Origin of the sequence: Bacillus sp. 165, from assembly GCF_017742235.1 — a bacterium.
In the GTDB taxonomy this organism is placed as follows: Bacteria; Bacillota; Bacilli; order Bacillales; family Bacillaceae_G; genus JAGHKQ01.
In genome coordinates this window covers 61,090-87,239 of the sequence record NZ_JAGHKQ010000004.1, presented here as the reverse complement: position 1 = coordinate 87,239, position 26,150 = coordinate 61,090, and the positions used below count along the sequence as shown (strand labels likewise).

Sequence of the window (26,150 nt, the reverse complement as noted above, 5' to 3'; positions counted from 1 at the left end):
TTCGTATTTACTATCCAGCATGACGCATCTGTTCCTTTTTTTGCTGCTTCCGATCCACAAAAACTCGTCGAGCTAAAATCCCAAGGAAACCCACTGTCACACTTAATAGAATAATAAGCGACACTTCTTTTAATTTCATTTGTTCAAAAATTACACTTACTGCAATCGCAATATAAAACCAGCCCAAATATTTTTTAACTGTTGCATTTTCAAACCCATTTAACAAGTTCGCTCCTACCGGTGCTCCCATAAATGCTCCTACAATCAGTAAAATTCCTAATATATAATTGACATCAGAATTAAGGCTGTAATTCACTATACCAGAAAATACAATTAAGAATGCTGCGGCCACACTTGTACCCACCGCCTTCTTCAAATCATATCCTGCAGCGCTTACTAAAAGCGGTGTAATAATAAAGCCGCCGCTTACCCCCATTAAAGAAGAAATAAAACCAGCGAATAGTCCAATCAACACTAACGTGAAAAACTGGTTTTGATTGATAGAAGCACGCATATTCTTCTTTTCTTTCTTGAATAAAAATCCGTATGCAAAGTATCCTAATAATAGGATGTAAGAAATTGAAATCACTATGTCAGCTGCGCTGTTCCCTTCTAGATATAAGACAAGCGGTACAGCAACCTGTGAACCAACAATACCTGCAATTCCAATTGTGAAACTTGCCTTCCACTTGACATTTTTATTTTTAGAATGAGATATAGATGAGCTTATTGTAGAACCTAACGTTAACATTAAACTAGTTGCAATGGCTACACTGGGCTGAAACCCCAGAATCAGTAAAAGAGGCGTTAAAATAATGCCACCTCCGATTCCAAAGAAGCCGGATAAAATTCCAATGAAAAATCCTAATGGCAAAAACCAAATGATATTCATATTTTTTATTCCTTCCGCATTTAAATTTCCGTTCTGTAGTTACTTTTACTATAATAAAAGAAAGACGAAATATGAAATACAGAGTTATAATAGGGAGTATTAAGAAAATTAATAAGGAGTATTCCGATCATGTTAGAACTATTTAAAATTTTTATAGCTGTTGCGGAAGAGCGGAATTTTACAAAAGCAGGTGAAAGATTAAACTTATCTCAACCAAGCGTCAGTCTCCATATTAAGCATTTAGAACAGGAATTTGATACCTTGTTAGTAGACCGTTCTCCAAAGTATAAACATATTCGTCTTACTCCTGCAGGTGAATTACTATATAAGCGTGCAAGACAGATGTTATCTTATTATGAAGAAACAAAAGCCACAGTGATTAATTTTTATAATGAACTAAAAGGCACTCTTCGCATTGCGGCTAGTTTCACAGTAGGAGAATACGTACTGCCTGCTCTCTTAGCTCAATTTCAAAAACAATTTCCGCAAGTTGAGTTTGATGTAATCGTTCAGAATACGGAAGCTGTTGCTCAATCTGTTCGCTCCTTGCAAGTCGATATTGGACTCATTGAAGGGCCGATTCATTATGCAGATTTATCTGTAACCCCTTTTATGAAAGATGAAATGGTGCTTGCGGTTCCTGCAAACCACCCTTGTGCTTATAAGCCCTTCCAGCGAGATGCATTTCATAATCAAAATTGGGTAGCACGAGAAGCTGGTTCTGCCACTCGCCACTACATGGATGACTTTTTGCAATCATACGATTTGCGTATAAACAAGGTCATCTCTATCAGCAGCAATCAAAGTGTAAAAGAAGCTGTTGTAAATGGGTTAGGGATCACCATGTTATCCTTATGGGTTGTAAAGAGAGCAGCGGAACAACAAGATTTAAGCATTATCTACCTCCCAGATTCTTACATACGACATTTTTCATATGTATTACCCGCTCACTTGGAACAAACTAAACTATTAGAAGCGTTTTTGAATACTATTAATACCTATTCACTTACAATTTGACCCAAACATATTACTAAATGTGCTATTGTTTTACAAATATTATAAAAAGTTTATAGTTCTATGAAATTTACGCAACGTTTTCTCTATTTATTAAAAATCCAATTGTTTCTGTGTTATCTTGTTTATACGATAGGCTGTTACTGTACGGAGGTGTGGAAAAATGATGGAAGCCTTTCAAGAAGAATTAGATTTATATGAAAATAATGCTGATTTATTAAAAGTTCTTGCTCACCCAGTTCGCTTATGTCTTGTAAAAGGACTTATTGAAAAAGGGTCATGTAACGTATCAACTATGTATACAGGCTTAAATATGCCTCAATCGACTGTTTCTCAACATTTAGCTAAACTCAAAAGTGCTAAGATTGTTGCGAGCGAACGAAAAGGATTAGAAATTTACTATAAAGTAGAAAATGAAAAGGTCATTCAAATTATGAAGGATCTGTTTCTATAGACCTTAAAAGAACTAAGATGTATTCTTATTCTCTTAAAATAAAAACACAGAGAACGAGTTCTCTGTGTTTTTATTTTAAACTCCCATAGATTGCCGCAAACCGAGTAGCATGCTCCATCTCATCAGTCATTGCCACAAACAAGGGGTAATACGCATCATTTGTCGGCATTTCAAACAGCATATCCCGATACAATTCTCCTGCTTCCAATTCATCTTTCAATGCCATTTCAATACCTTCCTGAAATGTTTTAAATTCCTTTTTATTTTTCTTATTTTCATAATAAGACCCTGTAAGTTTGTGATAAAGCTGCTGAAAAAGCTGAAAGTGTTTTTTTTCATCTTCTCTGGCATGTTCAATGAATTCTTGATACAGCGGATCTTTTGTTGCTTTCTTTAATTGCCCGTAAAATATGGCAGCCTCATACTCAGCATCAATTGCTTGTTTCAGCTTGTCTAAAAAATCCATCGACTATTCTCTCCTTTTTCTTGGTTTCTTCAGAATATATAGGTCATAAACACCCTTCTACCAAAAGGTTCCCTTTACTACAACCTATGAAGAAAAAAGAGATTTCATGCCATGAGAACTTAACGCATTACCATCGTGGTATCTAAGTATGACTCTATTTCTATCAAAAGTCCCTTTTGTTGTACCACCACATCAAAAAACGGACTCATACTCTCACTAAGAATCATAGATCGAATAGCTCGATTCTGCTTGTTGTTCTCTGAAAAAGGGTTAGGATCTTTGTGATCTACAAGATCCTGCAGCACACCGGCCGCCAGTAAAAATTCATGTTGTTTGGAATGCCAAATTAACTCGAATCCATTTTTTATACCTTCTAATAGAAGTTCATCCCAATGAATATGTGTTGTTATATCCATTTCACCTGGATAATCTAATGGATTCGTAACTAAGCTATGCTTGTAATATCCACGTAAACTTCCTTGTTGATGAAAAGGCAGCATCCACTCTCTATTTGTATAGCCATAATCCACTGTTACCAGCAATCCCTGTTTCATACGTTCTCCTAATTTTTTAATATATTGACCCATAAACAGCGGGACTTCGAAGCGCTGTCCGTTGTGTAAAAACAGGTTATGCTTATCCAAGTACGTGTAGATTTGCTGATTTTGAAGCGGGAAAAGTGCTTCGCTTAGCTGGTCTGTTTCATCAAGAGTAATATATACTTCAAAAAGCCTATTATTTTGTTTTTCTATAACATGAACAGGAAACGCGTCGAACAGTTCATTTGAAAAGGTAATACCTATAAAATCTTCTGTTAAATCGATAGAATTTATTTGTCGTACGGATACAAATTTTTCGAGTATTTGCTTTTGTAATGCCCTATGATAAGGGCTTGCTTCAATTATTTCATATCGTAATTCTGAAAAAGATTGAGGAGACTGTTTCTTCCATTCTTGCAGTATGTCATGGGCAAACTTTCCGCTTCCTCCCCCAACTTCACGAATATGAGCTGGAACGACCCCGCTTTCAACCAATTGAATAAAAAAATGGGCAAACTTCTTAGCCAATATGTTAGAAACATTGGCACTCGTATAAAAATCACCTTGTTTGCCAATTTTTCTCTGTTCTTTCATATAATAGCCCTTGTTAGGATAGTACAGTACAGTCTCTATATAGTCATGGTATGTAATCGCTGTTTGTTCAGATTCTCTTATTTTTTGTTTTACGATTTCAAGCATAGCTTCCACCTTAGCTTAAAAATGGATTATTTGCCTTTTCTAATGCAATAGTCGTCTCTGGTCCATGGCCGCAAAGCACAGCTGTGTCATCAGGTAAAGTAAAGAGCTTTTCTTCAATACTCTCAATAAGCTCGTTAAAGCTTCCGCCGGGTAAATCAGTTCGACCAATACTCATTTGAAATAAAACATCTCCTGAAATCACCGCTTCTGCTTCCTTACAATAATAAGACACACTTCCTGGAGAATGCCCCGGCGTTTCTAAGACTGTAAAATGAAAACTGCCAATTTCTAGCTGCTCCTCTCCTGAAATAACATAATCTGCTGGTTTCACTCGAATACTTTCACTCATCATAAAAAGCTCTGATCCATTTAAAGAAGGATCTGTAAGCCATTCTTTTTCATCCTTGTGAATATAAACGGGGATCGTATACGTATCTCTTACTGCATCTACAGCCCCTATATGATCAAAATGAGCATGTGTCAGTAATACGGCCAGTGGTTTTAATTGTCGGTCTTGCAGATAAGAAATTAACTTGTCTCCTTCTTCCCCTGGATCAAATATAACGCATTCGTTTTGTTCATTTTCCAATATATAAGCATTTGTTTGTAAAGGCCCTAATGGCAGTTGTATCCACTTCATATAAATCCCTCCGAATTAATTAATTTCCTTTATGATACACTAAGAAAGAAACAAAAGCACAGAGTTATGTATTCGCTTTCGTTTGTATCTCGACATTTTGTTGTAAACCATGTAAAATTGTATGGGAGTAAATATAATTACATATGGTTTACTTCGTTCAAATACCTGATAACAAAGGGGGGTATGTTATGTACGGTCTTGTAATTATTTTTGGACTAGTTACTCTTTTAGCTGTATATGCTACATTAAAAGCAATTCAATCTAAAAATATTTTAGGTACTGTTCTTGCTTTAGCCACTCTCGGTATATTCGGCTTTTTTACTGTAATGACAGTATTGGAGCACGGTTATCCACCAGTAATACACTAATAAAAAGAGCCTGTTGAGGGCTCTTTTTATTATACAAACTCATTCTGAAAATATTATCATCCACTTATTAGATTTTTTTCGCTGAAGATTATGAATAATGCTTCAAGTACTCTGACGCGTTCAGTAGACAATTTAGTATACTTGTGTTTTGATTTCTCCACTTTTTAACTTGTTGCCTTCAAAAAAACGCAGCAAGTCACCTTAAATTGGCCTATCAGAGTACTGAAGCTCTATTTTTGCTTTTTCGTTATATGGCTTACAGGCAATGATACTGCCTCTTCTATCGTTTTATCATAGCATTTATCACGTGGTAGTATATAGTTATCAGTAATGATGCTACCATCACGTAATATCATAAATTCTTCCTTTTCTGGTGAAAATAAATCTGTACCAAACTGACTGCAATACATTAATATATTTTGGATTGTCCATAAATAGATTACACATCCAAAATTCTACTTTTCATTTACAAATAATGTTAAATGTATTGTAATGAAAAATCAATAACCTTTCCACAGACCCCTTACTATGCCTTGCTTTTTTCAGCCGCTCAGTATTCCTGCTTTTTCTCGCTCTTAAAACACACCCTTCTAATCAATATGTAATGCATACTAAAATTAAATCCTATTCTAAAAAATGATAAGTGATAAGCTTGTATAAAATAAAAAAACCTGCAACACCGTGCAGGCCTCTTATTTCATATTAATTCTTATTAATCATTGCTTTGACCATCCATGCTCCACCTATAACTCCTGCGTCATTTCCAAGAGTAGCAATCGCAAGCTTTGTACTTTTAGCTACACGTACAAATGTAAATTGCTCAAAATAGCGCTGCACAGCGCCTAAAAGAACATCACCCGCTTTAGACACACCTCCACCAATGACCACTTTTTCAGGATTAAGAGCATTAGAAACATTTGCAATGGATAATCCTAGATAGAATGCCACCTTATCAAGGATTCTTACAGCTAAAACATCTCCAGTACGAGCAGCATCAAATATGTCCTTTGCAGTAATAGCTCCCTGTTCTTCCTTCATTTGGCGAAGAACACTTCCATCTTTCGTGCTATTTAATTCTTCCAAAGCAATACGCACTATTCCTGTAGCAGATGCAACTGTTTCTAAACAGCCTGTTTTTCCACAATTACATGGCGCTCCATTTTCAGGTATAACAGTTAGATGACCAATTTCACCCGCAGCGCCGCTGACTCCATGAATAATCTCGCCATTGGCAATCACGCCACCGCCAACTCCAGTGCCAAGCGTTACACACACTAAATCCTTGGCCCCGTCTCCGGCACCTTTCCACATTTCTCCCAATGCTGCAATATTCGCATCATTATCTACTATAACAGGAAGTCCTGTTTCTACTTCTAATAAATCCTTTAATGGATAATCCTTCCACCCTAAGTTTACTGCTTCGTATACAAGTCCCGTTACTACATTTACCGGCCCAGGTGCTCCCATACCGATTCCTGCTAATTTACTTTTTGTTTCGCCTAGTTCTTCTAATTTGAAATCAATCGCTTTAGCAATATCAAGTGTAATATGTTTTCCTTGTTCACTGATATTCGTTGGAATCTCCCACTTATGAAGAATTTCACCGTACATAGTAATAAAAGCTAGTTTAATTGTTGTACCACCTAAATCCACACCAACTAACCATTTTTCTTCCATACCGTTCTTCTCCTTCCTCTTTTAGCTACTTTTCTTTTGTTTGTCTTTCTTTCTGCACCTCTTGTTTAAGCAAAAACAGAGCCGTTTGATAATCATTTTCTTCTACAAGCTGTGAGCGATGCAGCTCTCGAAGCTCTTCTTCCATTAGCTCAAGATCAGCTTCTCGGTCCCCTGTATAAATGATTGTTCCGAATCGCTTCAGCAGCTGCTGGATATCGTATATAGATTTCATACATTCACCTTCTATACAATGAAAAGTAATCTTTTCATTGTGAATTTACTATAAGCAAACGTTCACATACTCCATTATAAAAAGAACGGAGTATACCGTCAATTTGTCTCGAGGGCGATGTGAATGCTACCGATCAGGATCTTGTGGATGTAAGGCTGTTGGGCGCCGATTTTTTAACGGAAGAGGAGAACGTATTATCACATCCCGAAGCGCTCGATAGGAAAATGGCAAAAATGGCCATAAATACGGCATTTTAAATGAACGTATTCCTGCAAGCCATAAAATCCAAATAGTAATTCCAATTATGTAGCCTATTACTCCAAATGCTGCAGATAATGTAAGCAACGCTAAGCGAGTCAGACGATTCGCAAGCCCTAATTCATAACTTGGTGTGGCAAACGTGCCCACTGCCGCAATAGCTAAATACACAATAACCTCGTTTATGAAGAAACCTACTTCTACAGCCCCTTGTCCAATTACAATTGCAGCCACTAATCCTAATGAACTGGATAAAGAAGATGGAGTATGAATAGTAGCCATTCGCAGAGCATCAATACCAATTTCAATTAATAAGAATTGGACAAAGAGCGGAATACTCCCTAATTTGTCCGGTCCGATAAAGGAAAGTCCAGAAGGAAGAAGCCCTTGGTTAACTGATAGTAAATACCAAAACGGAAGCAAAAAAACAGAGCTCCATACAGCTAGAAAACGAACTAAACGTAAATATGCCCCTACTACTGGTTTATTACGGTATTCCTCAGCATGCTGCAAATGATTCCAGTACGTAGACGGTGTAATCATCACACTTGGGGAACCATCAGTAATCACTAATACATGCCCATCATATAAATGAGCGGCTGCAGTATCTGGACGTTCAGTATAGCGTACAACTGGATACGGGTTCCAATGCCTGCCTGAAATAAACTCTTCTAACGTTTTTTCCCCCATTGGAAGTCCATCCGTATCAATTTTCTTTAAAGATTCTTTAACCATTTCCACTTGTTTTGGATCTGCAATATCTTCAATATAGCAAATACAGATATCAGTTTGGGAACGTCGGCCTATTTGCATGTAATCCATTCGCAAGGAACGGTCTCTCACACGTCTTCTTGTTAGAGACGTATTAAAGACGATGGTTTCTACATATCCATCTCGCGCTCCTCTTACCACTTTTTCCGTATCTGGTTCCTGCGGGCCTCGTACGGGATATGTACGAGCGTCAATAAGGATAACATGCTCTTCACCGTCCACGATAAGAGCTGTTTGACCTGCAAGAACATTTCTAATTGCCGTTTCCAAATCATCGGTTTGCTCTACCTCTACATATGGAATATACGAATTTATCAAACCTTCTATTGTATGGCCCTGCAGACTCGATTCCTCCAGCTTAGATAGATACTGCATGATATAGAGAAGCATATCGTCTTTTACGAAGCCATCGATGTAAAAAAAGGACATCCGTTTATGCGCATACTCAACATTTTTTTGTATAACATCAAAGTTTTCATCAACTCTTAGCTGTTTATTCATATAAACGATGTTAGGATCTATGCTTTTCGATGCTAAGTGTTTTTTTTCCATAGTTCGATTTCTCTCCTTCCTAAAACTCAAAAAAAGTAAGCAGATTCTCTTCTGCTTACTTTTCTATAAATTGGAATTTATTATACGTGTTAGTTCATCTTTTAGTTTTTTATAATCATTGTTTTCAGGATTAATTTTGATAGCTTCATTTATATATTGAAGTGCTTCATCGATTTTGTTTTCATGACCTGAAACTATAGCTAAAAAATATAGTGCCCGATCATCATGCCGATTTTGCTGAATTACCATTTCTAACTGTTTTCTAGCCTCCACTGTATCTCCTTGCTTAGCATATATATACCCTAATAGAAACCTTGCCTCTAAAGGAGGGTTCTCATTCGATACAATTTCCTTCAGTAGCTTTTTTGCTTTTTCATCATGCTTCGCATTTAGTGCTTGTTGTACTTCGTATAAGGAATATAGAGTATCCGTTTCATTTTTATGAATAGTATACCCGTACATCAATGCTCCTATAGTCAGAATAAGGGATAGGAGAATAGCCCCTGCACGTTTCGTAACAGATAGTTTCCTTTTTGGAACATGAACAATTGCAGCAGCTAAAAACCCTCCTATAAGTCCTCCTATATGGCCTGCGTTATCAATCCCTGGTGTAACCAAACCAAACACAAGGTTAACCCCTATTAAAGTCAATGTACTTTGTATCATTGTTTTGGAAAATAGTTTAGAATACGTTAGTCCAATGTAAAGCAAAGCTCCAAAGCAGCCAAAAATAGCCCCGGATGCTCCAGCTGACACATTGTCAGAAAATACAAAGCTTGCCACACTTCCTAAAAATCCAGCAAATAAATAAACAAACAAAAATCGCAAGTTACCTACAATTTTTTCCACCTGGCTTCCGATAAAATAAAGAGCTACGGAATTCATAGCCAAGTGAAGAAACCCAATATGTAGAAAAATAGGTGTGAAGAATCGCCACCATTCTCCCTGTACAATAAACGGGTTATACTTAGCACCAAATTTTATAAGATTAACAGTATTGGTACTTTTTCCGTAAATTTCTAACAAAGCAAACATGGCAATTTGGATTGCTAAAAATAATATTGTAAATATTGGCTTAGCATAGTTTAAAATATGTTGTTGCTGCTGTTTTTTCATCTGTATAAGCTGAGCAACTTGCAATCGCACCAATTCAGGTTCTTGCTCCTGTAAGGCAGCGATGGAGATAAAATTCTCATATTTCATTTCAAACGTTTCTTCTAAGAACTTTCGTTGCTCTTTTCCGTTTTCCTCTGTGAACAAAACCGTATCTACTTGTATTGATTTTTCAATACGATCCGTCAGAGATTCTATCATATCTCTCCAATCATCTATTGGATCTAATTTAGATATATAGATATTAATTACTTTCTGCTGCTTACGTAATTTCCTTTTTATAAGTTGTTTAGTTATTTCCTGTACACGTACGACATCGTTACGAAGCCAATTACTCCAATCAATATCCTGGCGTTTTAAACGAATAAGCGTACTATTCTTCCAATCATTTACCTCTAACCATACTTCCCCATCGGTTTCTGAGTAATAAATCATCTCATAATTATGAGTAGAAAGAAAATGATATAGAAGCGCCCAGTACAGCGATTCTTGTTTATTATGCAAGTTCTCCCCTCCGCCTCTTTAAACTTATACCTTCTATTATAAAGCGTATTCACAAACCTGCATAATAATGGGCATAAAAATCAGATGTCATTGTCCGCTTTTAAAAATATTATTAAGGCAATCATATACTTGCCGATTCGTAATAATTTTTCGAACTTTTTGATCAAATTCTTCTATAGGCAATGAAGAAACCATTTGAAATTCAAATGCTAATGCAATAACGTTACCCTTGTAATTCTCTAAATAACGATCATAATACCCGCCGCCATATCCTAAACGGTCCCCTGCTGCAGTAAATGCTAGACCTGGACAAATAATTAAATCAACCTGTTCTTTATTTACTATCTTTGTTTGTTCTATTATAGGCTCTTTCAAATTCATATACACTGTTTCTAATTGTTCAAAATCGTTAATCTCCCGAAATGACATGGCTCTCGTTTCGCGTATGCATTTGGGAACCATGATTCGTTTTCCTTCCACCCATGCCTGTTGAATAATACTATATGTATCCACTTCATGATCTACAGATATAGTAATCGCTATCGTTTTTGCCTCTTTCCATTCAGGCTGTTTATATAATTTTTCTGCAATGGTTGTTGAATAAGTTATATGCTCTTCCTCTGAAAGAGACAGCAGTTGTTTTTTTATTTGTGCTCGTATTTCAGTCTTCACACTATTCACAGTATCCCCCCTCCATTTCATTAAAAATAGCATACCATATATATTTACAAAAAAAAGAAGCAGTAGGAAAAAATCCTACTGCTTACTTTGTTTCACGGTGTAATGTAACTTTCTTCTCTCTTGAGCAGTATTTTTTAAGCTCAAGGCGTTCAGGATTATTACGCTTGTTTTTCTTTGAGATATAGTTACGATCTCCGCAATCAGTACATGCTATAGTAATATTTACGCGCATTATTATTTCCCTCCAGTCTTAAAAAACTAAATCAGACTTTACTATGATACCACTTTTAAAATAAAAATTCTACACCTTTTGATATTGTCTAATTTTTTCTATAAAATATGAAATATTTTCCTTTGCATTAGAAGGATTTAACGATTGTGAATACACGATAAATTTCGGTTGGCTAATATCAGACACAATATAAGACCATTCTCCATCCTGATGTTCAAATTTAATTCCATCTACTATTTCAAATTGCTTTTGTTTAAAATCATCTAGAAGCTTTCGCATCACTTTTCCTTTTTCCTTCCATGGACAAATGACCTCGTCACGGAGTAAATGAAACTGGGTATATTTCTTAAAAAGAGTGTATAAAGGTAATTTTTCAATAGAGATAATTTCTAATAATTTAGAAATACGATATAAAGCATCATTCTTGAATTTGTCATATTGGTTTTTTTGCAAAGATAAATGAGGAATTATTTCTTCTAAATAAGAGATGATATAGTTTGGTCCATGTTTTAACGATAGCGGATAACATGAATTACCCTTTTTATTGATAACAGAATGAGGGATGTAAATAGTCTCATTGTCTACGTACGTATATACATTTCCATACTTATCATAAATCTCAAATGTGTTTCCCTGATCATTAAAAATAATGCCCATATCAGCTCCGCTTGTTTTTATAATAGCTTTAATATGCTCCTCATTGTTGTGTGAATACACCCAAGTCAATGAGCAGCCTAACATCTGAAAGAAAGCAAGCACCGTTTCTTGAAATGGGCTATCCACTTGATTAACAAGTAAATGAAACCTCTCACTTTGAATCAGTTCTACTTGGATGTGCTCTAAAAGCGAATGTACATACTGACCTTCATATAATCCACCTTGCATATTCCGCCCAATTCGCATTGGCTCTACATGCCGAAATGCCTCTGCTGTATAAATAGTCTGGATTTCTTTCTCTGTCCTTGATGAGATACTTTCACCATGTTCATTATAAAATCGGATTGTAATTTGTTCACTTTCTTCTCCTTTATTCATTGAAACAAATATTCCGCCTGCTACTTGTTCCTTCGAAATTACGTATCGAAAGCACGCATCACTAATTTCTGGACACTCTAATGTATGAATCCCAGCAGAGTGTAATCCATTCATACACACTTGCTTTAAAAAGGCAGCATAAATGTTGGAATTACTAGCAATTAATACTTTTGATTCAATTGGGAAAGTCGCCCCATAAGCTGCCGCAATTCGAACTGTTTGCTCGGGAACAATATCTACGTTAGCCCTTCCTGTTATACAACCTCTTTTGAATAAGGAAGATGAAATCTCCTGAGCTGCCACAATAGATGATGTAACAACTGAGCTCGCATTAATAATTTTCCCTGGCCACACTTTCACTGCTGATTTAATCACTGTATTTTTCCCAATTTTACAATGATCTGCAACAACTGCTTTTTCATATATAGTGGCTCCATCTTCAATAGAAGTACCATGAGCGATAGTAGTACCTGTTAGCTCGCATTGTTTTCCAATGTATACCTCATTCCATAAAATAGACTTTTTTATATTCACGTTTTCACAAATGATACTATTCTGTCCAATGATAGTATACGGTTCAATGACCGTACCTGCCTTAATAATTGCTCCGTCTCCAATCAATACAGGACCTCTTACAGCCGTTTCTTGTTCAATAGTGACTCCTTTTCCAATCCAGACACTTGGTAAAATTTCAGTATAATTTACTGGAACTTTCACTTTTTTTGTAAGTAAATCAAAATGAGCTTGCCGATATTGAGGAAATGTTCCGATATCGAGCCAATACCCCTCGCACAAATACCCATAAACATTTTCATCCTTACCGATTAATAAAGGGAAAACATCGTGGCTAAAATCAGTAAATACCCCTTCCTTTATGTATGAAAAAATACTGGGATTCATCATATAAATACCTGTATTGACAGTATTAGAAAATACTTCATTCCAATTAGGCTTTTCAATATATTTTTGAATATGCTGATCCTCATCAGTCACAATCAACCCAAATTCTAACGGATTGGATACTTCCTTCATAAAGATAGTCAATAATCGATCCTCACTTGTATGAAAATCGATCCCTTTTGATAAATTAAAGTCCGTTAAAGCATCTCCGCTCATAACAAGGAACGGTTCATCTAAAAATTCTTCTGCCTGTTTAATACTGCCCGCAGTACCTAAAGGAGGAGAGTCTTCAAAATAATATAGCTTCACTCCCCACCTGCTTCCATCTCCAAAATAATTTTTGATGGAAGAGCTCATATATTGAACTGTAACAGCAATCTCTTCAATCCCGTGCTTTTTTAACAACTCAATACTATATTCCATGACAGGTTTATTAAGCAGAGGTAGCATAGGCTTGGGGAGATTGCATGTTAAAGGTCTTAAGCGTGTGCCTTTCCCTCCTGCTAAAATAACGCCTTTCATCCCCTCACCCCCTACATTTTCCATATGAAGTCATGATTTTTCTATACACTCCTCCTGTTTGTTGTGCAATTCTCAGCCAAGAATAATGCTCCAATACATACCGTTGCCCTTCTTGAGCTATTTTTTCCGCTTCTTTCTTTTCATCTAACACTGCGGTAATTTGCTGAACTAAACTATGTGAATTTCCAGGCTCCATTTTATATCCCGTTCTTCCATGACTGATAATTTCACTTAATCCCCCTACATCAGAAACAATAGTCGGTTTCTTAGCCAGCATGCCTTCTAAAGCAACGATTCCAAATGGCTCATAAAGACTTGGAACTAAGACGATATCACTTTGCTGCAAAAAAGCTCTTTGCTCTTCTTCTGTTATGTGCCCAAGAAACTTAATTGTTTTCGATAGTCCCCTATCATTCACAAGCCTGCGATAATACTCGAGCATCGGCCCCTTTCCTGCAATTATGAAAAAAACATTACGGCATTTGGCAATAACAGATGGTGCCGCATCAACAATAGTTTGAAAACCTTTCTCATTCACAATTCTTCCTATAGAAAAAACTAACTTTTGATTTTCAAGCTGATATTTCGTACGAATATCGGTGCTGCCTGTAACCTGTTCAAAAAACTTATCATCAATTCCATTTGGAAATACAAATATAGATTGTTGAGAGGCATTAAGTATTTCAGCAACCTCAACTTTCATATACTGACTACAAACCACAATCGCATCAGAAGCTTGAGTTAATTCTTTTTCTTTCATATGTATTTCATATTGGAGTTTTGTATGAATCCCATTATTACGTCCGTGTTCTGTAGCGTGAATTGTTGTTATTAGAGGAATGTTATACTTTTGTTTTATTGCAATTGCTGATGTACAAACCAGCCAATCGTGGGCATGAATGAGATCAAATTCGTTTTTGGAAAAAAAACAATTTACATACTGCAGCATAGCTTCATTTAATCCATTTATCCATTTATAAAAATGGTCTTTATTTTCATATAAGCTTTTAACTCTATGAATGTGAACATTGTGCTTACACTCATACACACTTTCCCCTTCTATAAAGGTTGTAATGACGTGTACACTATGTCCTTCTTTAGCAAGCGATTTCGATAACTCATATACATGTCTACCTAATCCACCAACAATCATAGGAGGATACTCCCAAGCTAACATTAAGATTCGCAGCGCTTTCATTTTTCACTCCTTTTCTGTCTCGATACAAGTAGAGACTGGTATAAAGTGAAGCTTACAGCTATGTTGTTCGCTTTCCACACTAAAAGTTAATCATACTTAAAAAAGAAAGAATATTCAATCTTTTTAAATCATATCATTCCTGCTCCTCTCCTTCAACGAGCCTATTTTGTCTAATGTTGTAGTATAGCATTATTTTCTATTCATTTATATACCAAAGAAAAAAGCATGCTGGCTAAAGTTGCCCCATGCTTCTATGTTATTCTATTCATTTAATAAGTAGTGCTTGCCTTTTACAAGGTAAAACACACTTTCTGCTACGTTCGTAACATGATCAGCAATCCGTTCAATATACCGTACAATAAACATTAACTGCGTGATTTGACTGCTTTCCTCAGGCTTATTTGGAATGTATGAAATATATTCTTTAATTGCTTCCCCATATAAAACATCTACTTCATCATCCATTTCTGCAATTTTCTTGGCAATTGTTAAATCTTCTTCATTATATGCCGTTATAGCCAAGCTAAGCATTTCAATAGCCAATTTGTACATTTCTTCAATGTATCGTAATGAAGTAGATAATTCTTTTTCACCAATTCGGATAGTAGATTTAGCAATATTTACTGCATGATCAGAAATACGTTCTAAATCCGCAGCAATTTTAATCGATACAAATACCCTTCTCAAATCAACAGCTACAGGTTGTTGCCTTGTAATCAACATAAGCGCAAAGTCATTAATTTCTTCTTCTAAATCATCCATCCGTTGGTCGCCCTCGATGACCTTTAAAGCCACTTCAACGTTCTTAGAATATAATCCATCCATGGCTACACTTAAAGCTTGTTGTGACAGCTCGCCTAATTCCAGTACTTTTGCTTGTAATGAGTTTAAATCAAATTGAAATTGTTCACGAACCATTATTTGTACCCTCCCAGATGATGAAAATCAACCAAATCTTCCAGTAATATAATCTTCTGTTCTTTTATCTGTCGGAGTCGTAAATAAGCGATTTGTTTCTGTAAACTCCACAACTTCACCATTTAGGAAAAATGCTGTCCGATCAGAGATACGAGCTGCCTGTTGCATATTATGAGTTACAATGATGATACTGAAGTTTTTCTTCAACTCTTGAATTAACTCTTCTACTTTAAGTGTAGAAATTGGATCAAGGGCCGATGTTGGTTCATCCATCAAAATAACATCTGGCTCAATCGCTAAGCAGCGAGCGATACATAAGCGTTGCTGTTGGCCACCCGAAAGTCCATAAGCATTGTCGTGCAAACGATCCTTTAACTCATCCCAAATTGCTGCTCCTCTTAAGCTTTTTTCTACAATTTCATCTAATACTTTTTTATCACGAATACCATGGATTTTAGGACCATAAGCTACATTTTCATAAATAGATTTTGGGAACGGGTTAGGCTTTTGAAATACCATTCCCACTTGTGTACGAAGTTCTTCTACACGATATGACTTATCAAAAATGTTTCGGCCGTTGTATTCAATTGCACCCGTAGTACGGACGATTGGGACTAATTCCACCATTCTGTTTAATGTTTTTAAATACGTAGATTTACCGCATCCGCTCGGTCCGATAATAGCTGTTACTTCTTTTTCACGGATGCTTAAGTTAATGTCTTTTAATGCGTGGTCTTCACCGTACCATAGATTTAAATTTTTCGTATCGAATACAATATTTTTTGCGACTTCATTTTTTGTTTCTTGATTTTGTCCACCCAAATTTACTTTCACAACAGTAGCTGTCATCATTTACTGCCCCCTTCATCCAATTACAAACAATTATTTAATATCTCTTTTGAAATTTATTTCGAATTAATACAGCAATAGAGTTCATGACGATTAATAGAGCCAACAATATAATGATTCCAGTTGCAGCCAAATCATGAAAGGCTTCTTGCGGACGACTCGTCCAGTTATAAATTTGAATCGGTAGAACTGTAAAGCTGTCCATAATGCTTTTTGGCAAGAAATTTACGAATGCTAGAGCTCCGACCACCAGCAATGGAGCAGTTTCCCCTATTGCACGTGATAATGCTAAAATACTGCCTGTCAGCACACCCGGCACTGCCGCTGGAAGCACAACACGGAGAATCGTTTGCCATTTTGTTGCACCCATTCCGTATGACGCCTCACGCAAAGACTTCGGAACTGCCCGAATAGCTTCTTGTGACGATACTACAATAACCGGCAAAATCATTAGACTCATGGTTAATCCGCCTGCTAAGATGCTGCCTCCAAGATTTAAGGCACGAGCAAAAACAGTAAGTCCTAGAAGGCCGAACACAATAGACGGGACACCTGCTAAGTTCTGAATATTGATTTGAATAAATTGCGTAAATCTATTTTGCTTCGCATACTCTTCCAGATAAAGCGCTGTTCCTACACCAAGTATTAACGATACTGGAGCAACAACGGCTACAAGCCAAATCGATCCCCAAAGAGCTGCACTGATTCCAGCACGCTCTGGTCTTCTTGATGCAAAGTTCGTTATGAAGTCCCAATTTAAATAGCCAATTCCTTGAGTGAATATCCGATATAACAATATAACAAGCATCAATAATGCAAATCCTGTTGCAGCAATGAACAATCCTTTATATATATTGTTTTTTTGCAAGCGCAATGATATCTTTCTTGCCACTTGCTTTTGATCGATTAATTTCATTAATACTCCTCCTTAAAGCGACGAGAAATATATTGTGCGAGTAAGTTCATAATTAGAGTAAATACAAACAGCGTCATGCCAACCGCATAAATACTGTAATAAATTGTAGTTCCATATCCTGCGTCACCTAAACTTACTTGTACAATATATGCTGTCATCGTTTGGATTGAGTGGGTAGGGTCAAAGGAGAATACTGGTGTAGCCCCCCCAGCGACCGTAACAATCATTGTTTCCCCAATTGCACGAGAGATAGCCAATACGACTGAAGCAATGATGCCCGATAATGCTGCTGGCAAGACAACCTTTAATGCCACTTCCAAACGAGTAGACCCTAAGCCTAATGCTCCTTCGCGCATCGCATTAGGAACAGCCGTCATCGCATCTTCTGATAAGGAGGCGATCATCGGAATAATCATAATTCCTACTACAATTCCCGGGCTTAAAGCATTGAAAAATTGCAGACCTGGAATTAGGTTTTGAAGCAGCGGCGTTACAAACGTTAGAGCAAAATAGCCATATACAATTGTAGGAACACCAGCAAGCACTTCTAAAACCGGTTTGACAATGCGTCGAGTTTTATCTGACGCATACTCACTCAAAAATATAGCACTTGCCAAACCTATCGGTACGGCAACTAACATTGCAATGAAAGCAATCTGCAATGTTCCTGAGATCAATGGCAGAATACCATATTTAGGATCGCTGCTGAAGAACGGCAGCCATTCCTTTGCGGTTAAAAATTCTACAATAGATACTCTCTTAAAGAATGTCATTGTTTCAAAGATTAAAGTAAATACAATACCCAGCGTTGTTAAAACGGAAATAACAGCAATTACTAAAAGAATGCTCGGTACTGCTTTTTCTATTAATTGTCCGGTCGAATTTTTTGCTTTTTTTTCTTGAATCATTTCCTTGACAGATAGCTTCGTTTCAATATTTTTCCCTAAAGCCAATGGTGAAAACCCCTTTCCATTCCATGGCAAGATAAGAAGCAGAAACCTTTCTGCCTCTCATCCCCTTATCTCTTTATTATTTTTTTAATCCTTCAAGCTTTTTCATTTGTTCATCATATTTATTTTGCGGTAATTTTACATAACCAACTTCTTCTGCAAGAGCACCAGCATTTTCTAAAGCAAACTTCATATAGTCATATACATAGTCTTTTTCTTTTATAGAAGCGTTGTTAACATATACGAACAATGGACGAGAAAGCGGGCTGTACTCACCAGACTCAACTGTTTTATTATTCGGTTCTACACCGTTAATTTTCACAGCATTAATTTTATCTTTGTTTTCTAAATAGTAAGCATAACCGAAGAATCCAATTGCATACTTATCGCCAGAAACACCTGTTACAAGAACATTATCATCTTCAGATAATGTTGCAGTTTTAACTAAAGGCTTTTCTTCAAGAATTACTTCATCAAAATAATCATATGTTCCAGAATCAGTACCAGGAGAATAAAACTTGATTTCTTCATTCGGCCACTTTGGATTGATATCTGACCATTTTTTAGTTGTTCCGTCTTCTAACCACATTTTCTGAAGATCTTCCACTGTTAAATCTTTAGCCCAATCGTTGTCTTTATTTACTACGACAGTTAAGCCGTCTTTTGCAATTTCAAATTCTGTAAATTCAACTTTATTTTGCTCAGCAAGCTGTTTTTCTTCATCTTTGATTGGACGGGATGCGTTGCTTAAATCTGTTTCACCAACAACGAATTTCTTAAAACCGCCGCCAGTACCAGATACACCTACAGGAGCTTTTACGTCCGGCTGCTCTGCTGCATACTCTTCAGATACAGCTTCCATGATTGGAAATACGGTAGAAGACCCATCTATTGCCACTTCACCAGATAATTGTTTTTGTTCTTCTGATGTTTTCTCAGTGCCATTTTTATCTGCACCATTTCCGCAAGCTGTAGAAAATGCTAGTAAAGAACCAGCCATTACTGATAATGCAACATATTTAAAGCCTTTCTTCATTTCTTGTTCCCCCTAAGGTTTATATTGTATTGTTTTGTCCTACAGGTATAAGAATACTGCTCAACTATTAATTCGGTTTTAATCAAATGTTAAGCTTTTGTAAATATCGACATTATTCGCTAATTATCATTAAGGGTTCCACATAATGTTTCATACTATTCCGGATGGCTTGTACAAAAAGCCTTTAGAAAATAGGTATGTTTATTGTGTAAAAAAAAGCACCTATCTTAAAAGATAGTGTGCTCTTTTTGCAATCTTTATTGTTGAGATCCCGTTTCAGAATCTGTGGTATGCGAATTTGTACTCTCTTCAGATTTGAGTAACTCAAAATAGGCATCTAATACTCTTCTGCCAATTTTCTTATTTACCGGATTGGTATCATTACGCAGCCAAGGAACAACTACAGAAAATGCCACTTGCGGATCATCATAAGGAGCGTATCCTATTAGTGTTAAATTATACACTGCGGGAGGAGCTCCATTTGGCCCGCTCTTCCTCTTTTCCTGATCAGGCCCATCATAAAATGTCTGCGCTGTACCAGTTTTACCTGCAGGCAAATACGGAGCCGTCCCGAAATATGGATTCCCCGTACCTCCTTTTACTTGCATAACTTGGCGAAATCCTTCCTGCACCCTTGCAATATAGTCTTCCTCCATATCGATTCTATTTAATACAACCGGCTCAGCAGATTCGGTCACTTTTCCAAGTTCTTCTGGCTTCGCAGTCGGTTCTCGTACTTCCTTTACAATTTGCGGTTTAATACGATATCCCCCATTCGCAATGGCAGATACATATTGCACCAATTGCAAAGGAGTATACGTATCATACTGACCAATCGCTAAGTCGAGCAGGAAACCAGGCTTATCGCTTGGCCCTTTATATCCAGAAAATTCGTTAGGCAAATCGATTCCCGTTGGCACCCCAAGCCCAAATTGACTATAATAATAGCGCATTGTATCAAAAGCTTCCGATTTTACTGGCAACGGTGCGTACGGTTTATACGTTACACCTGCTAAGTTCATCGCTGTTTTAAACATATAAACGTTCGAAGACATGCGTAATGCGTCTAAATCATTAATTGCACCCATTGTTTTATAAGAAGCCTTTACAGGTGTCCCTTTAATTCTAATAGGCTCATCCACTAGTACCGTTCCCGGTTCAATTGCCCCTGTTTGATACCCTGTAAGCACTGTAGCTCCTTTAACTACAGAACCTGCCGGATACGAACTGGTAAATGTCCCCAGTGCATAGTCTTGTATTTCTTGCCCTTTGTCGTTCTTATTTAACTTTTTCCCAGCTATAGAGAGTACTTCACCATTTTTTGGATTCATTAATACAACAAAGGCACGGTCTAATAAATCTGCTCCTGCTGTTCCTTTTGCTGCGAGCAGCTCTTCTTCAATAATCTGCTCTACCTTTTTCTGAAGCTCCATATCAATAGTGAGAACTAAATCATTGCCACGCTGTCCTTTAGATAGGTACTTTGTTTCTAAAATATTACCTTCTTTATCTGTTACGTTCTTTACTTTAGCTTTTGTTCCATGCAAAACATCTTCATATTTTTGTTCTATATAACTCTTCCCAACACGGTCATTGCGATTATAGTCCCTAACCAAATAATAGTCGAGACGCTCTCTCGGCAGCCCTTCATCTGAGGTTGTAATCTTTCCTAAAATACTTCTGAACATGTTCTCATATACATACTTTCTGTTCCAATCAGTTGTGGTATCTACACCGGGAAGTTTATCTAAATTCTCGCTAATGACAGCATATTCAGTAGGACTTACATCTTGATTTTTGACAATTTGCGGAGTCATCGCATACCCGCTGTCCATTTTTATTTTAATTGCTAACATATTTAAATCTTGGGATGTCAGCTCTTTCAGTTCCGTTTTTGTAATTCTGTCCAATTTTAAGTTATAAATATCTTTATCCGTCAGCTTTTCCTGTTTAAACAATGTTTTTTCTTTTTTTGTTATTTTGGCTTCTGCTCTTTTTGGGTATAAAGTCATCCAAAAATCCTTTTTATCACGATCTGTAATTTTATCGGTAGGCATCGTGATAAGTTTAGAAAGCTCTTTTGCAATATCCATCCGCTGATCTGCTTTAGAACTTTTTAATCTTGTATATGTAATGGTTCGTAAAGGCTCGTTATCCACTACAATTCTATGATATCGGTCATATATTTTCCCTCGCGGCACAGGGGTACTGACTGTTAAGTTTTCTGTTCGCTCTACTTCCTTCTTATAATCCTCACCATAAACAATTTGCACAACACCTAATCGAAGAATCAAAGTCGAAAACATAATGAACACAGCAAAAAATAACATATTTAACCGAAAAGGCACATGACTTTTTTTCTTCTTTTGCTTTTTCTTTTTCATGTTGATCCCCCCTCTGCAACAATACTAAGACATATTAAAAGGGACATCTTGCAAGATGCCCTTTGGTCGTGACAGAGTTATATTCTAACATAAATCCAATAATAAGTTAACCTTCGCCTTCTGTAAGCTCTTGTCTTGTTCGAGAAACCTCCAGACCTGGCTGTTCCTTTTTTTCAGCCTTATATCTGACGTTCCGTACAGCAAAATAAATAAGAGAATGTCCCATTCCTAATATTCCGAGTAAGACCGGCAAACTATTTTGAGGGTTAAAGACACTAACTGCAAATAAAAAAGAAAGAATGGATATAATTCTGCCTGAGTTTAAGTACAATTCCCTCACCACAATATACTCTACCCTCAGTTCCTTGATTCTGTTTGCTTTTCCGATTACATCATAGGTCATTGAATTGTAAGGAACAAGCAGAATAGGATATGCTATAGAAATGCCGACAGCATATAAAATCAGCTTTTTATATGTAACATCTAGTATAACAAGATAAACAACAATATATAAAAGAATACCTCCAAATAAAATAGCTTTTTTCCGATATTTATCTTTAATTAGCCTAGTCGCTAAATAATAGCAAATAAATGATACGCTAGAACTTACTAGACCAAATTTCCCAATTGCAAATTCACTTCCTGTAGTGATATAAACATAAACGGAAATAACAAAGATAAACGTCCCTTCACGCAGTCCTTGGAAAAAGTGCGCAATTGTAATCCGCTTCCAATTTTCATTTTGTTTTCTTTCCCTCATCGCTTCCATTAGCTCATATCTTCCATCACATTCCCGTTTTGATAAAAAGAAGCTCAAAATGACTGCAATAGTAAATAAGGTTAAAGAAAGAAAGAAAATAAAAGTATATCCATTCCACTTTATCATATGAGAAATAACATAACCCGAAAAAATAGGGCCTATCATTCCAGCAAAAGAGGTCAATAACCCTAAAAACCCATTAAAAAAGTCCCGTGTATCCGGTTCAGTAATTTCAAATGTTAACAAATTGAATGCCAGCCAATAAAACCCATAACCTACTCCTAGCATTCCTCCAATCAGTAAGATGTACTTTGAAGCGCTTGTTCCTGCCAGTAAAACCGTAATAAAAAATATGGCTAATGCACTGACACCCAAACGTAAAATAATAATTCTGTCTATTTTTTTGGCTAATTTTCCTGCAAATGCAAATGTAATGGGCTGGAGTATAACAATTGATAAGTTGTAGAGGCCAATATTAAAAAAATTTTTGGTTTGCTTCCATAAATAGATATTTACAAATGTGTTTGATAACGATATGGCTAATGTGTACAAACCTCCTATCACTAAAAGCAGCACCATATCCTTATTTACTTCTACATCACCGATTAAATGCTTCATCTTCATAATAAAACTCCCCTTTACTTCACGCTTTAGTTTTCCTATCCTTGGCGTGATTATGTAAAAAAGTTCTATGTTTCAGAAGCAGATGCGGTGCTAACGAAGATATCATAAGGAGTACATAATTTATACATTTTTACCAATAACGGTGGATTACCCTTTGCTAAAACAACAAACTAAGAAGGAAAGTATTGATGACAGGCTTTCTTTTTAGAGTATTCTTCAGTAAAAAAGACCGAGCCAATACGCTCGGTCTTTCATGTACACTATTATTTTGCTTCTTGATAGCGTTTTTCAACTGCGTTCCAATCTACTACATTCCAGAATGCAGAAATGTAGTCTGGACGACGGTTTTGATAATGCAGGTAGTAAGCATGCTCCCAAACATCTAAACCTAAAACAGGTGTCTTACCTTCCATTAAAGGAGAATCTTGGTTTGCAGTGCTCATTACTTCTAATTCACCATTGTTGACAGCAAGCCAAGCCCAGCCAGAGCCGAAACGAGTTGTAGCAGCTTTTGCAAATTCTTCTTTAAACGCATCATAGCTTCCAAATTTTGCATCAATTGCTGCTGCAAGTTCGCCAACAGGAGCGCCACCGCCGTTTGGAGAAAGGATAGTCCAAAACAGGCTGTGGTTAGCATGTCCACCGCCATTGTTACGAACAGCTGTGCGAATTGCTTCTGGAACTTCGTTCAAGTCAGAAATTAAAGCTTCTACGCTTTTTTCTGCTAATTCCGGATAGCTTTCAAGAGCCACGTTTACGTTCGTAATATAAGTGTTGTGATGCTTTGTGTGGTGGATATTCATTGTTTCCTTATCAAAATGTGGTTCTAATGCATCGTATGCATAAGGTAATTGAGGTAGTTCATATTTCGCCATTAAAAATTCCTCCTTGAATATGTAGTTACAAGCTTATAAGCTCATATAGTTGTACAGATTCATTTTACAATATTTTCTGAATAATGGAAAACAAATCTGTCTCTTTATGTATCAATATCCTTAAAATATCAAAAATTATTTCTGATTTCAAATAATCTGTTTATAAAACTTTGAAGAGAAATAAAAAGTAAAGCTGTGCTGCAAAATATTATCTTCTTAATAAATAAAAGCTTCTTCAAATGAAGAAGCTTGCATTTATGTATTATGGCGGAGGAAGAGGGATTCGAACCCCCGCGGGCTGTTACACCCCTGTCGGTTTTCAAGACCGATCCCTTCAGCCGGACTTGGGTATTCCTCCAATGGACCCTGTAGGACTCGAACCTACGACCGGACGGTTATGAGCCGTCTGCTCTAACCAGCTGAGCTAAGGGTCCTTATAAATAGCGGCGGAGGGGATCGAACCCCCGACCTCACGGGTATGAACCGTACGCTCTAGCCAGCTGAGCTACACCGCCATGGCTCCACAGGTAGGACTCGAACCTACGACCGATCGGTTAACAGCCGATTGCTCTACCACTGAGCTACTGTGGAATATTCAAAATTATGAAGACATTTATAAATTTACCATATGCCCTAACAGCTGTCAATCAGTTTTTTAAGCAGTTTTTTATTCATTTTTATTTTATTTTTTCTGTAAATCAAAAGACGTTCTTGTGAGACATTATTATGTAATGTACAATGATAATGCTTAGTATTCAGAAGGATGTGAAAGTATGTCATTTATAAAACAACTATATAAAAGCCTATACTCTACTAAAGAGATTGCGCGCTATCGGTTTCAAAAAATTGGTCGCACGATTGTTTACATATTTCTCCTTTCGTTTCTTACAATCATTCCTAAAAGCGTTCATTTACACACTATTATTAAGGAGGAGTTCACTTTCATTGGAGAGTCTGTAAAAGCAGACATACCCGATTTTACAATTGCAGAAGGGCAATTACAAACAGAGAAAATAGAGCCGCTTATAAAAGAAAGCGATAACTTTATCTTTATGTTTAATCCTAATGAAACAACCATTCACAACTCACCTTTACAGGATAGTGATGGGATATTTTTCTTAAAGGATAAGGTGATTTCTAATATACAAGGGCAGCAAGAAGTCGTTCCTTATTCTTCACTCGACAATATTACAATTACCAAACAAGATATAGTGAACTTCATTCAAACAGCGGAAAAGATTTATCCTATCGTACTACTTATTATTATTGTTGTTCTTTTCTTATCCGGCAGCTTTACAAACTTTTTGGGCATCACAATTTTAGGGTTAATTGGCATTTTTCTCGCTAAGGAAATGAACCGAAACTTAAATTATAAACAAACATGGACCTTATCTGCCTACAGTATCACGATTCCGACTATATTTTTTATGATTATGGACTCTTTAAACACAATGGTTCCTCAATCATTTGTCATTTTTACCGTTGTTTCTATGCTTATTTTGTACTTAACAATCAAAGAAGTTCCTGCTTCTAAAAAATTAACAAAATAGACACACTAAACCGTGTACACAATGTATGCGGTTTTTCTTTTTATTTTGGTCTAAAACAAGTGGACAAGCATATATTTCTCTACATAAGGAGGGAGAAATATGAAAAGACTTGCCATTACTATGATTGCTTTATTGATAGGCTACGCCCTATTTTATGATATAACTGTTGGCACTCTTCCTTTACTGCATACATATTCAAGCCAGAAACAAACAACTACAAAGTCTGTCGCCAACGAAACCATCTCAAAGCTATACAAAAACCTTGAAGTCAAGAGCGGAGACACTGTATTGTCTGTAGTAGAACAAATTAATGAAAAAGGTATTCCTTCTATTGAGAAGGTGGTAACAGATTTTCGCAAGCTTAACCCTAACTCTTCTCCCAATAAGCTGAGAGTAGGACAAACATATAAATTCCCTTTATATAAGTGATGGTATCATTATTCTTGTCAATGTCCTATGTCCATTGTTACAATAATTGAGAAACGGGCTTTGGGCTCTAAAAATAGATATAGATCATTCAAATATAGATTTTAAGGAGAGC

Annotated in this window: 26 protein-coding genes and 4 tRNA genes; 5 read left to right on the top strand and 25 right to left on the bottom strand. The window is 36.5% G+C overall.

Translation table 11 applies throughout. From position 1 onward, the window contains the following. Positions 1-10 precede the first annotated feature (10 nt). On the bottom strand, positions 11-892 hold the full coding sequence (locus J7Q84_RS08070) for a sulfite exporter TauE/SafE family protein (RefSeq protein ID WP_209094011.1): 882 nt from the start codon (positions 890-892) through the stop codon (positions 11-13). Positions 893-1,021: 129 nt separating this feature from the next. On the opposite strand from J7Q84_RS08070, the gene J7Q84_RS08065 reads away from it, so the two are divergent. Next, positions 1,022-1,909 carry a LysR family transcriptional regulator gene (locus J7Q84_RS08065; protein WP_209094010.1) on the top strand — a complete coding sequence of 296 codons (888 nt, stop codon included), beginning with the start codon at positions 1,022-1,024 and terminating at the stop codon, positions 1,907-1,909. Between the two features lie 160 nt (positions 1,910-2,069). Beyond that, positions 2,070-2,360 carry an ArsR/SmtB family transcription factor gene (locus tag J7Q84_RS08060; RefSeq protein ID WP_209094009.1) on the top strand — a complete coding sequence of 97 codons (291 nt, stop codon included), beginning with the start codon at positions 2,070-2,072 and terminating at the stop codon, positions 2,358-2,360. Between the two features lie 70 nt (positions 2,361-2,430). Here the strand turns inward: J7Q84_RS08060 and J7Q84_RS08055 are convergent, their stop codons facing one another. The 3 genes from J7Q84_RS08055 to J7Q84_RS08045 form a co-directional block, all read right to left on the bottom strand. Then, positions 2,431-2,826, bottom strand: coding sequence for a ferritin-like domain-containing protein (locus J7Q84_RS08055; RefSeq protein ID WP_209094008.1), 396 nt, complete (start codon positions 2,824-2,826; stop codon positions 2,431-2,433). A 119-nt stretch (positions 2,827-2,945) separates the two neighbouring features. Further along, the gene (locus J7Q84_RS08050) at positions 2,946-4,064 is read right to left on the bottom strand and encodes a class I SAM-dependent methyltransferase (protein ID WP_209094007.1); all 1,119 of its coding nucleotides are present in this window, start codon (positions 4,062-4,064) and stop codon (positions 2,946-2,948) included. A gap of 10 nt (positions 4,065-4,074) precedes the next feature. Next, positions 4,075-4,704: an MBL fold metallo-hydrolase gene (locus J7Q84_RS08045; RefSeq protein ID WP_209094006.1), complete on the bottom strand. Its 630-nt coding sequence runs from the start codon at positions 4,702-4,704 to the stop codon at positions 4,075-4,077. 188 nt (positions 4,705-4,892) lie between these two features. Between J7Q84_RS08045 and J7Q84_RS08040 the strand changes: the two genes are divergently transcribed. Beyond that, positions 4,893-5,072, top strand: a complete 180-nt coding sequence (locus tag J7Q84_RS08040; RefSeq protein WP_209094005.1) for a DUF2759 domain-containing protein — start codon at positions 4,893-4,895, stop codon at positions 5,070-5,072. A 230-nt stretch (positions 5,073-5,302) separates the two neighbouring features. On the opposite strand, the gene J7Q84_RS18570 is transcribed toward J7Q84_RS08040, so the two are convergent. From J7Q84_RS18570 to J7Q84_RS07940, 21 genes are all read right to left on the bottom strand, one after another. Continuing rightward, entirely contained in the window at positions 5,303-5,428 is a 126-nt protein-coding gene (locus J7Q84_RS18570) for a hypothetical protein (RefSeq protein WP_280635574.1), read from the bottom strand. Positions 5,429-5,774: 346 nt separating this feature from the next. Further along, entirely contained in the window at positions 5,775-6,749 is a 975-nt protein-coding gene (locus J7Q84_RS08035) for an ROK family glucokinase (RefSeq protein ID WP_209094004.1), read from the bottom strand. 25 nt (positions 6,750-6,774) lie between these two features. Continuing rightward, a complete protein-coding gene (locus tag J7Q84_RS08030; RefSeq protein WP_209094003.1) occupies positions 6,775-6,981 on the bottom strand; it encodes a YqgQ family protein in 207 nt (68 codons plus the stop codon). 126 nt (positions 6,982-7,107) lie between these two features. Beyond that, positions 7,108-8,562 carry a spore germination protein gene (locus tag J7Q84_RS08025; protein ID WP_209094002.1) on the bottom strand — a complete coding sequence of 485 codons (1,455 nt, stop codon included), beginning with the start codon at positions 8,560-8,562 and terminating at the stop codon, positions 7,108-7,110. Positions 8,563-8,625: 63 nt separating this feature from the next. Beyond that, positions 8,626-10,179 carry a rhomboid family intramembrane serine protease gene (locus J7Q84_RS08020; RefSeq protein WP_209094001.1) on the bottom strand — a complete coding sequence of 518 codons (1,554 nt, stop codon included), beginning with the start codon at positions 10,177-10,179 and terminating at the stop codon, positions 8,626-8,628. An 87-nt stretch (positions 10,180-10,266) separates the two neighbouring features. After that, complete coding sequence (locus tag J7Q84_RS08015) at positions 10,267-10,860, bottom strand: 5-formyltetrahydrofolate cyclo-ligase (protein ID WP_348519836.1); 594 nt, start codon at positions 10,858-10,860, stop codon at positions 10,267-10,269. 82 nt (positions 10,861-10,942) lie between these two features. Continuing rightward, the gene (gene rpmG / locus J7Q84_RS08010; protein WP_209093999.1) at positions 10,943-11,092 is read right to left on the bottom strand and encodes a 50S ribosomal protein L33; all 150 of its coding nucleotides are present in this window, start codon (positions 11,090-11,092) and stop codon (positions 10,943-10,945) included. Between the two features lie 69 nt (positions 11,093-11,161). Further along, complete coding sequence (locus tag J7Q84_RS08005; RefSeq protein ID WP_209093998.1) at positions 11,162-13,549, bottom strand: sugar phosphate nucleotidyltransferase; 2,388 nt, start codon at positions 13,547-13,549, stop codon at positions 11,162-11,164. Between the two features lie 4 nt (positions 13,550-13,553). Further along, on the bottom strand, positions 13,554-14,747 hold the full coding sequence (locus tag J7Q84_RS08000; RefSeq protein ID WP_209093997.1) for a glycosyltransferase family 4 protein: 1,194 nt from the start codon (positions 14,745-14,747) through the stop codon (positions 13,554-13,556). Between the two features lie 261 nt (positions 14,748-15,008). After that, positions 15,009-15,665, bottom strand: a complete 657-nt coding sequence (gene phoU, locus J7Q84_RS07995) for a phosphate signaling complex protein PhoU (RefSeq protein ID WP_209093996.1) — start codon at positions 15,663-15,665, stop codon at positions 15,009-15,011. 27 nt (positions 15,666-15,692) lie between these two features. Then, a complete protein-coding gene (pstB, locus tag J7Q84_RS07990) occupies positions 15,693-16,514 on the bottom strand; it encodes a phosphate ABC transporter ATP-binding protein PstB (protein WP_209094263.1) in 822 nt (273 codons plus the stop codon). A 37-nt stretch (positions 16,515-16,551) separates the two neighbouring features. Then, complete coding sequence (pstA, locus tag J7Q84_RS07985; protein WP_209093995.1) at positions 16,552-17,430, bottom strand: phosphate ABC transporter permease PstA; 879 nt, start codon at positions 17,428-17,430, stop codon at positions 16,552-16,554. Next, positions 17,430-18,338, bottom strand: coding sequence for a phosphate ABC transporter permease subunit PstC (pstC, locus tag J7Q84_RS07980; RefSeq protein WP_209094262.1), 909 nt, complete (start codon positions 18,336-18,338; stop codon positions 17,430-17,432). The genes pstA and pstC overlap by 1 nt, the downstream gene beginning before the upstream one ends. A 121-nt stretch (positions 18,339-18,459) precedes the next feature. Then, a complete protein-coding gene (locus J7Q84_RS07975; protein WP_209093994.1) occupies positions 18,460-19,416 on the bottom strand; it encodes a PstS family phosphate ABC transporter substrate-binding protein in 957 nt (318 codons plus the stop codon). A gap of 257 nt (positions 19,417-19,673) precedes the next feature. Further along, positions 19,674-21,800, bottom strand: a complete 2,127-nt coding sequence (locus J7Q84_RS07970; RefSeq protein WP_209093993.1) for a peptidoglycan D,D-transpeptidase FtsI family protein — start codon at positions 21,798-21,800, stop codon at positions 19,674-19,676. 106 nt (positions 21,801-21,906) lie between these two features. Then, on the bottom strand, positions 21,907-23,184 hold the full coding sequence (locus tag J7Q84_RS07965; RefSeq protein WP_209093992.1) for an MFS transporter: 1,278 nt from the start codon (positions 23,182-23,184) through the stop codon (positions 21,907-21,909). A 263-nt stretch (positions 23,185-23,447) separates the two neighbouring features. After that, positions 23,448-24,059 carry a superoxide dismutase [Mn] gene (gene sodA / locus J7Q84_RS07960; RefSeq protein WP_209093991.1) on the bottom strand — a complete coding sequence of 204 codons (612 nt, stop codon included), beginning with the start codon at positions 24,057-24,059 and terminating at the stop codon, positions 23,448-23,450. A gap of 265 nt (positions 24,060-24,324) precedes the next feature. Then, positions 24,325-24,417, bottom strand: a tRNA-Ser gene (locus tag J7Q84_RS07955). A gap of 2 nt (positions 24,418-24,419) precedes the next feature. Continuing rightward, a tRNA-Ile gene (locus J7Q84_RS07950) sits at positions 24,420-24,493 on the bottom strand. A 7-nt stretch (positions 24,494-24,500) separates the two neighbouring features. Further along, positions 24,501-24,574, bottom strand: a tRNA-Met gene (locus tag J7Q84_RS07945). Between the two features lies 1 nt (position 24,575). Then, positions 24,576-24,650 (bottom strand) — tRNA-Asn (locus tag J7Q84_RS07940). A 182-nt stretch (positions 24,651-24,832) separates the two neighbouring features. Between J7Q84_RS07940 and J7Q84_RS07935 the strand changes: the two genes are divergently transcribed. Both J7Q84_RS07935 and J7Q84_RS07930 read left to right on the top strand, forming a co-directional pair. Continuing rightward, positions 24,833-25,609: a DUF1189 domain-containing protein gene (locus J7Q84_RS07935; RefSeq protein ID WP_209093990.1), complete on the top strand. Its 777-nt coding sequence runs from the start codon at positions 24,833-24,835 to the stop codon at positions 25,607-25,609. Positions 25,610-25,708: 99 nt separating this feature from the next. Then, positions 25,709-26,038 (top strand): LysM peptidoglycan-binding domain-containing protein, encoded by a 330-nt coding sequence (locus tag J7Q84_RS07930; RefSeq protein ID WP_209093989.1) that lies wholly within the window; start codon positions 25,709-25,711, stop codon positions 26,036-26,038. Positions 26,039-26,150 lie beyond the last annotated feature (112 nt).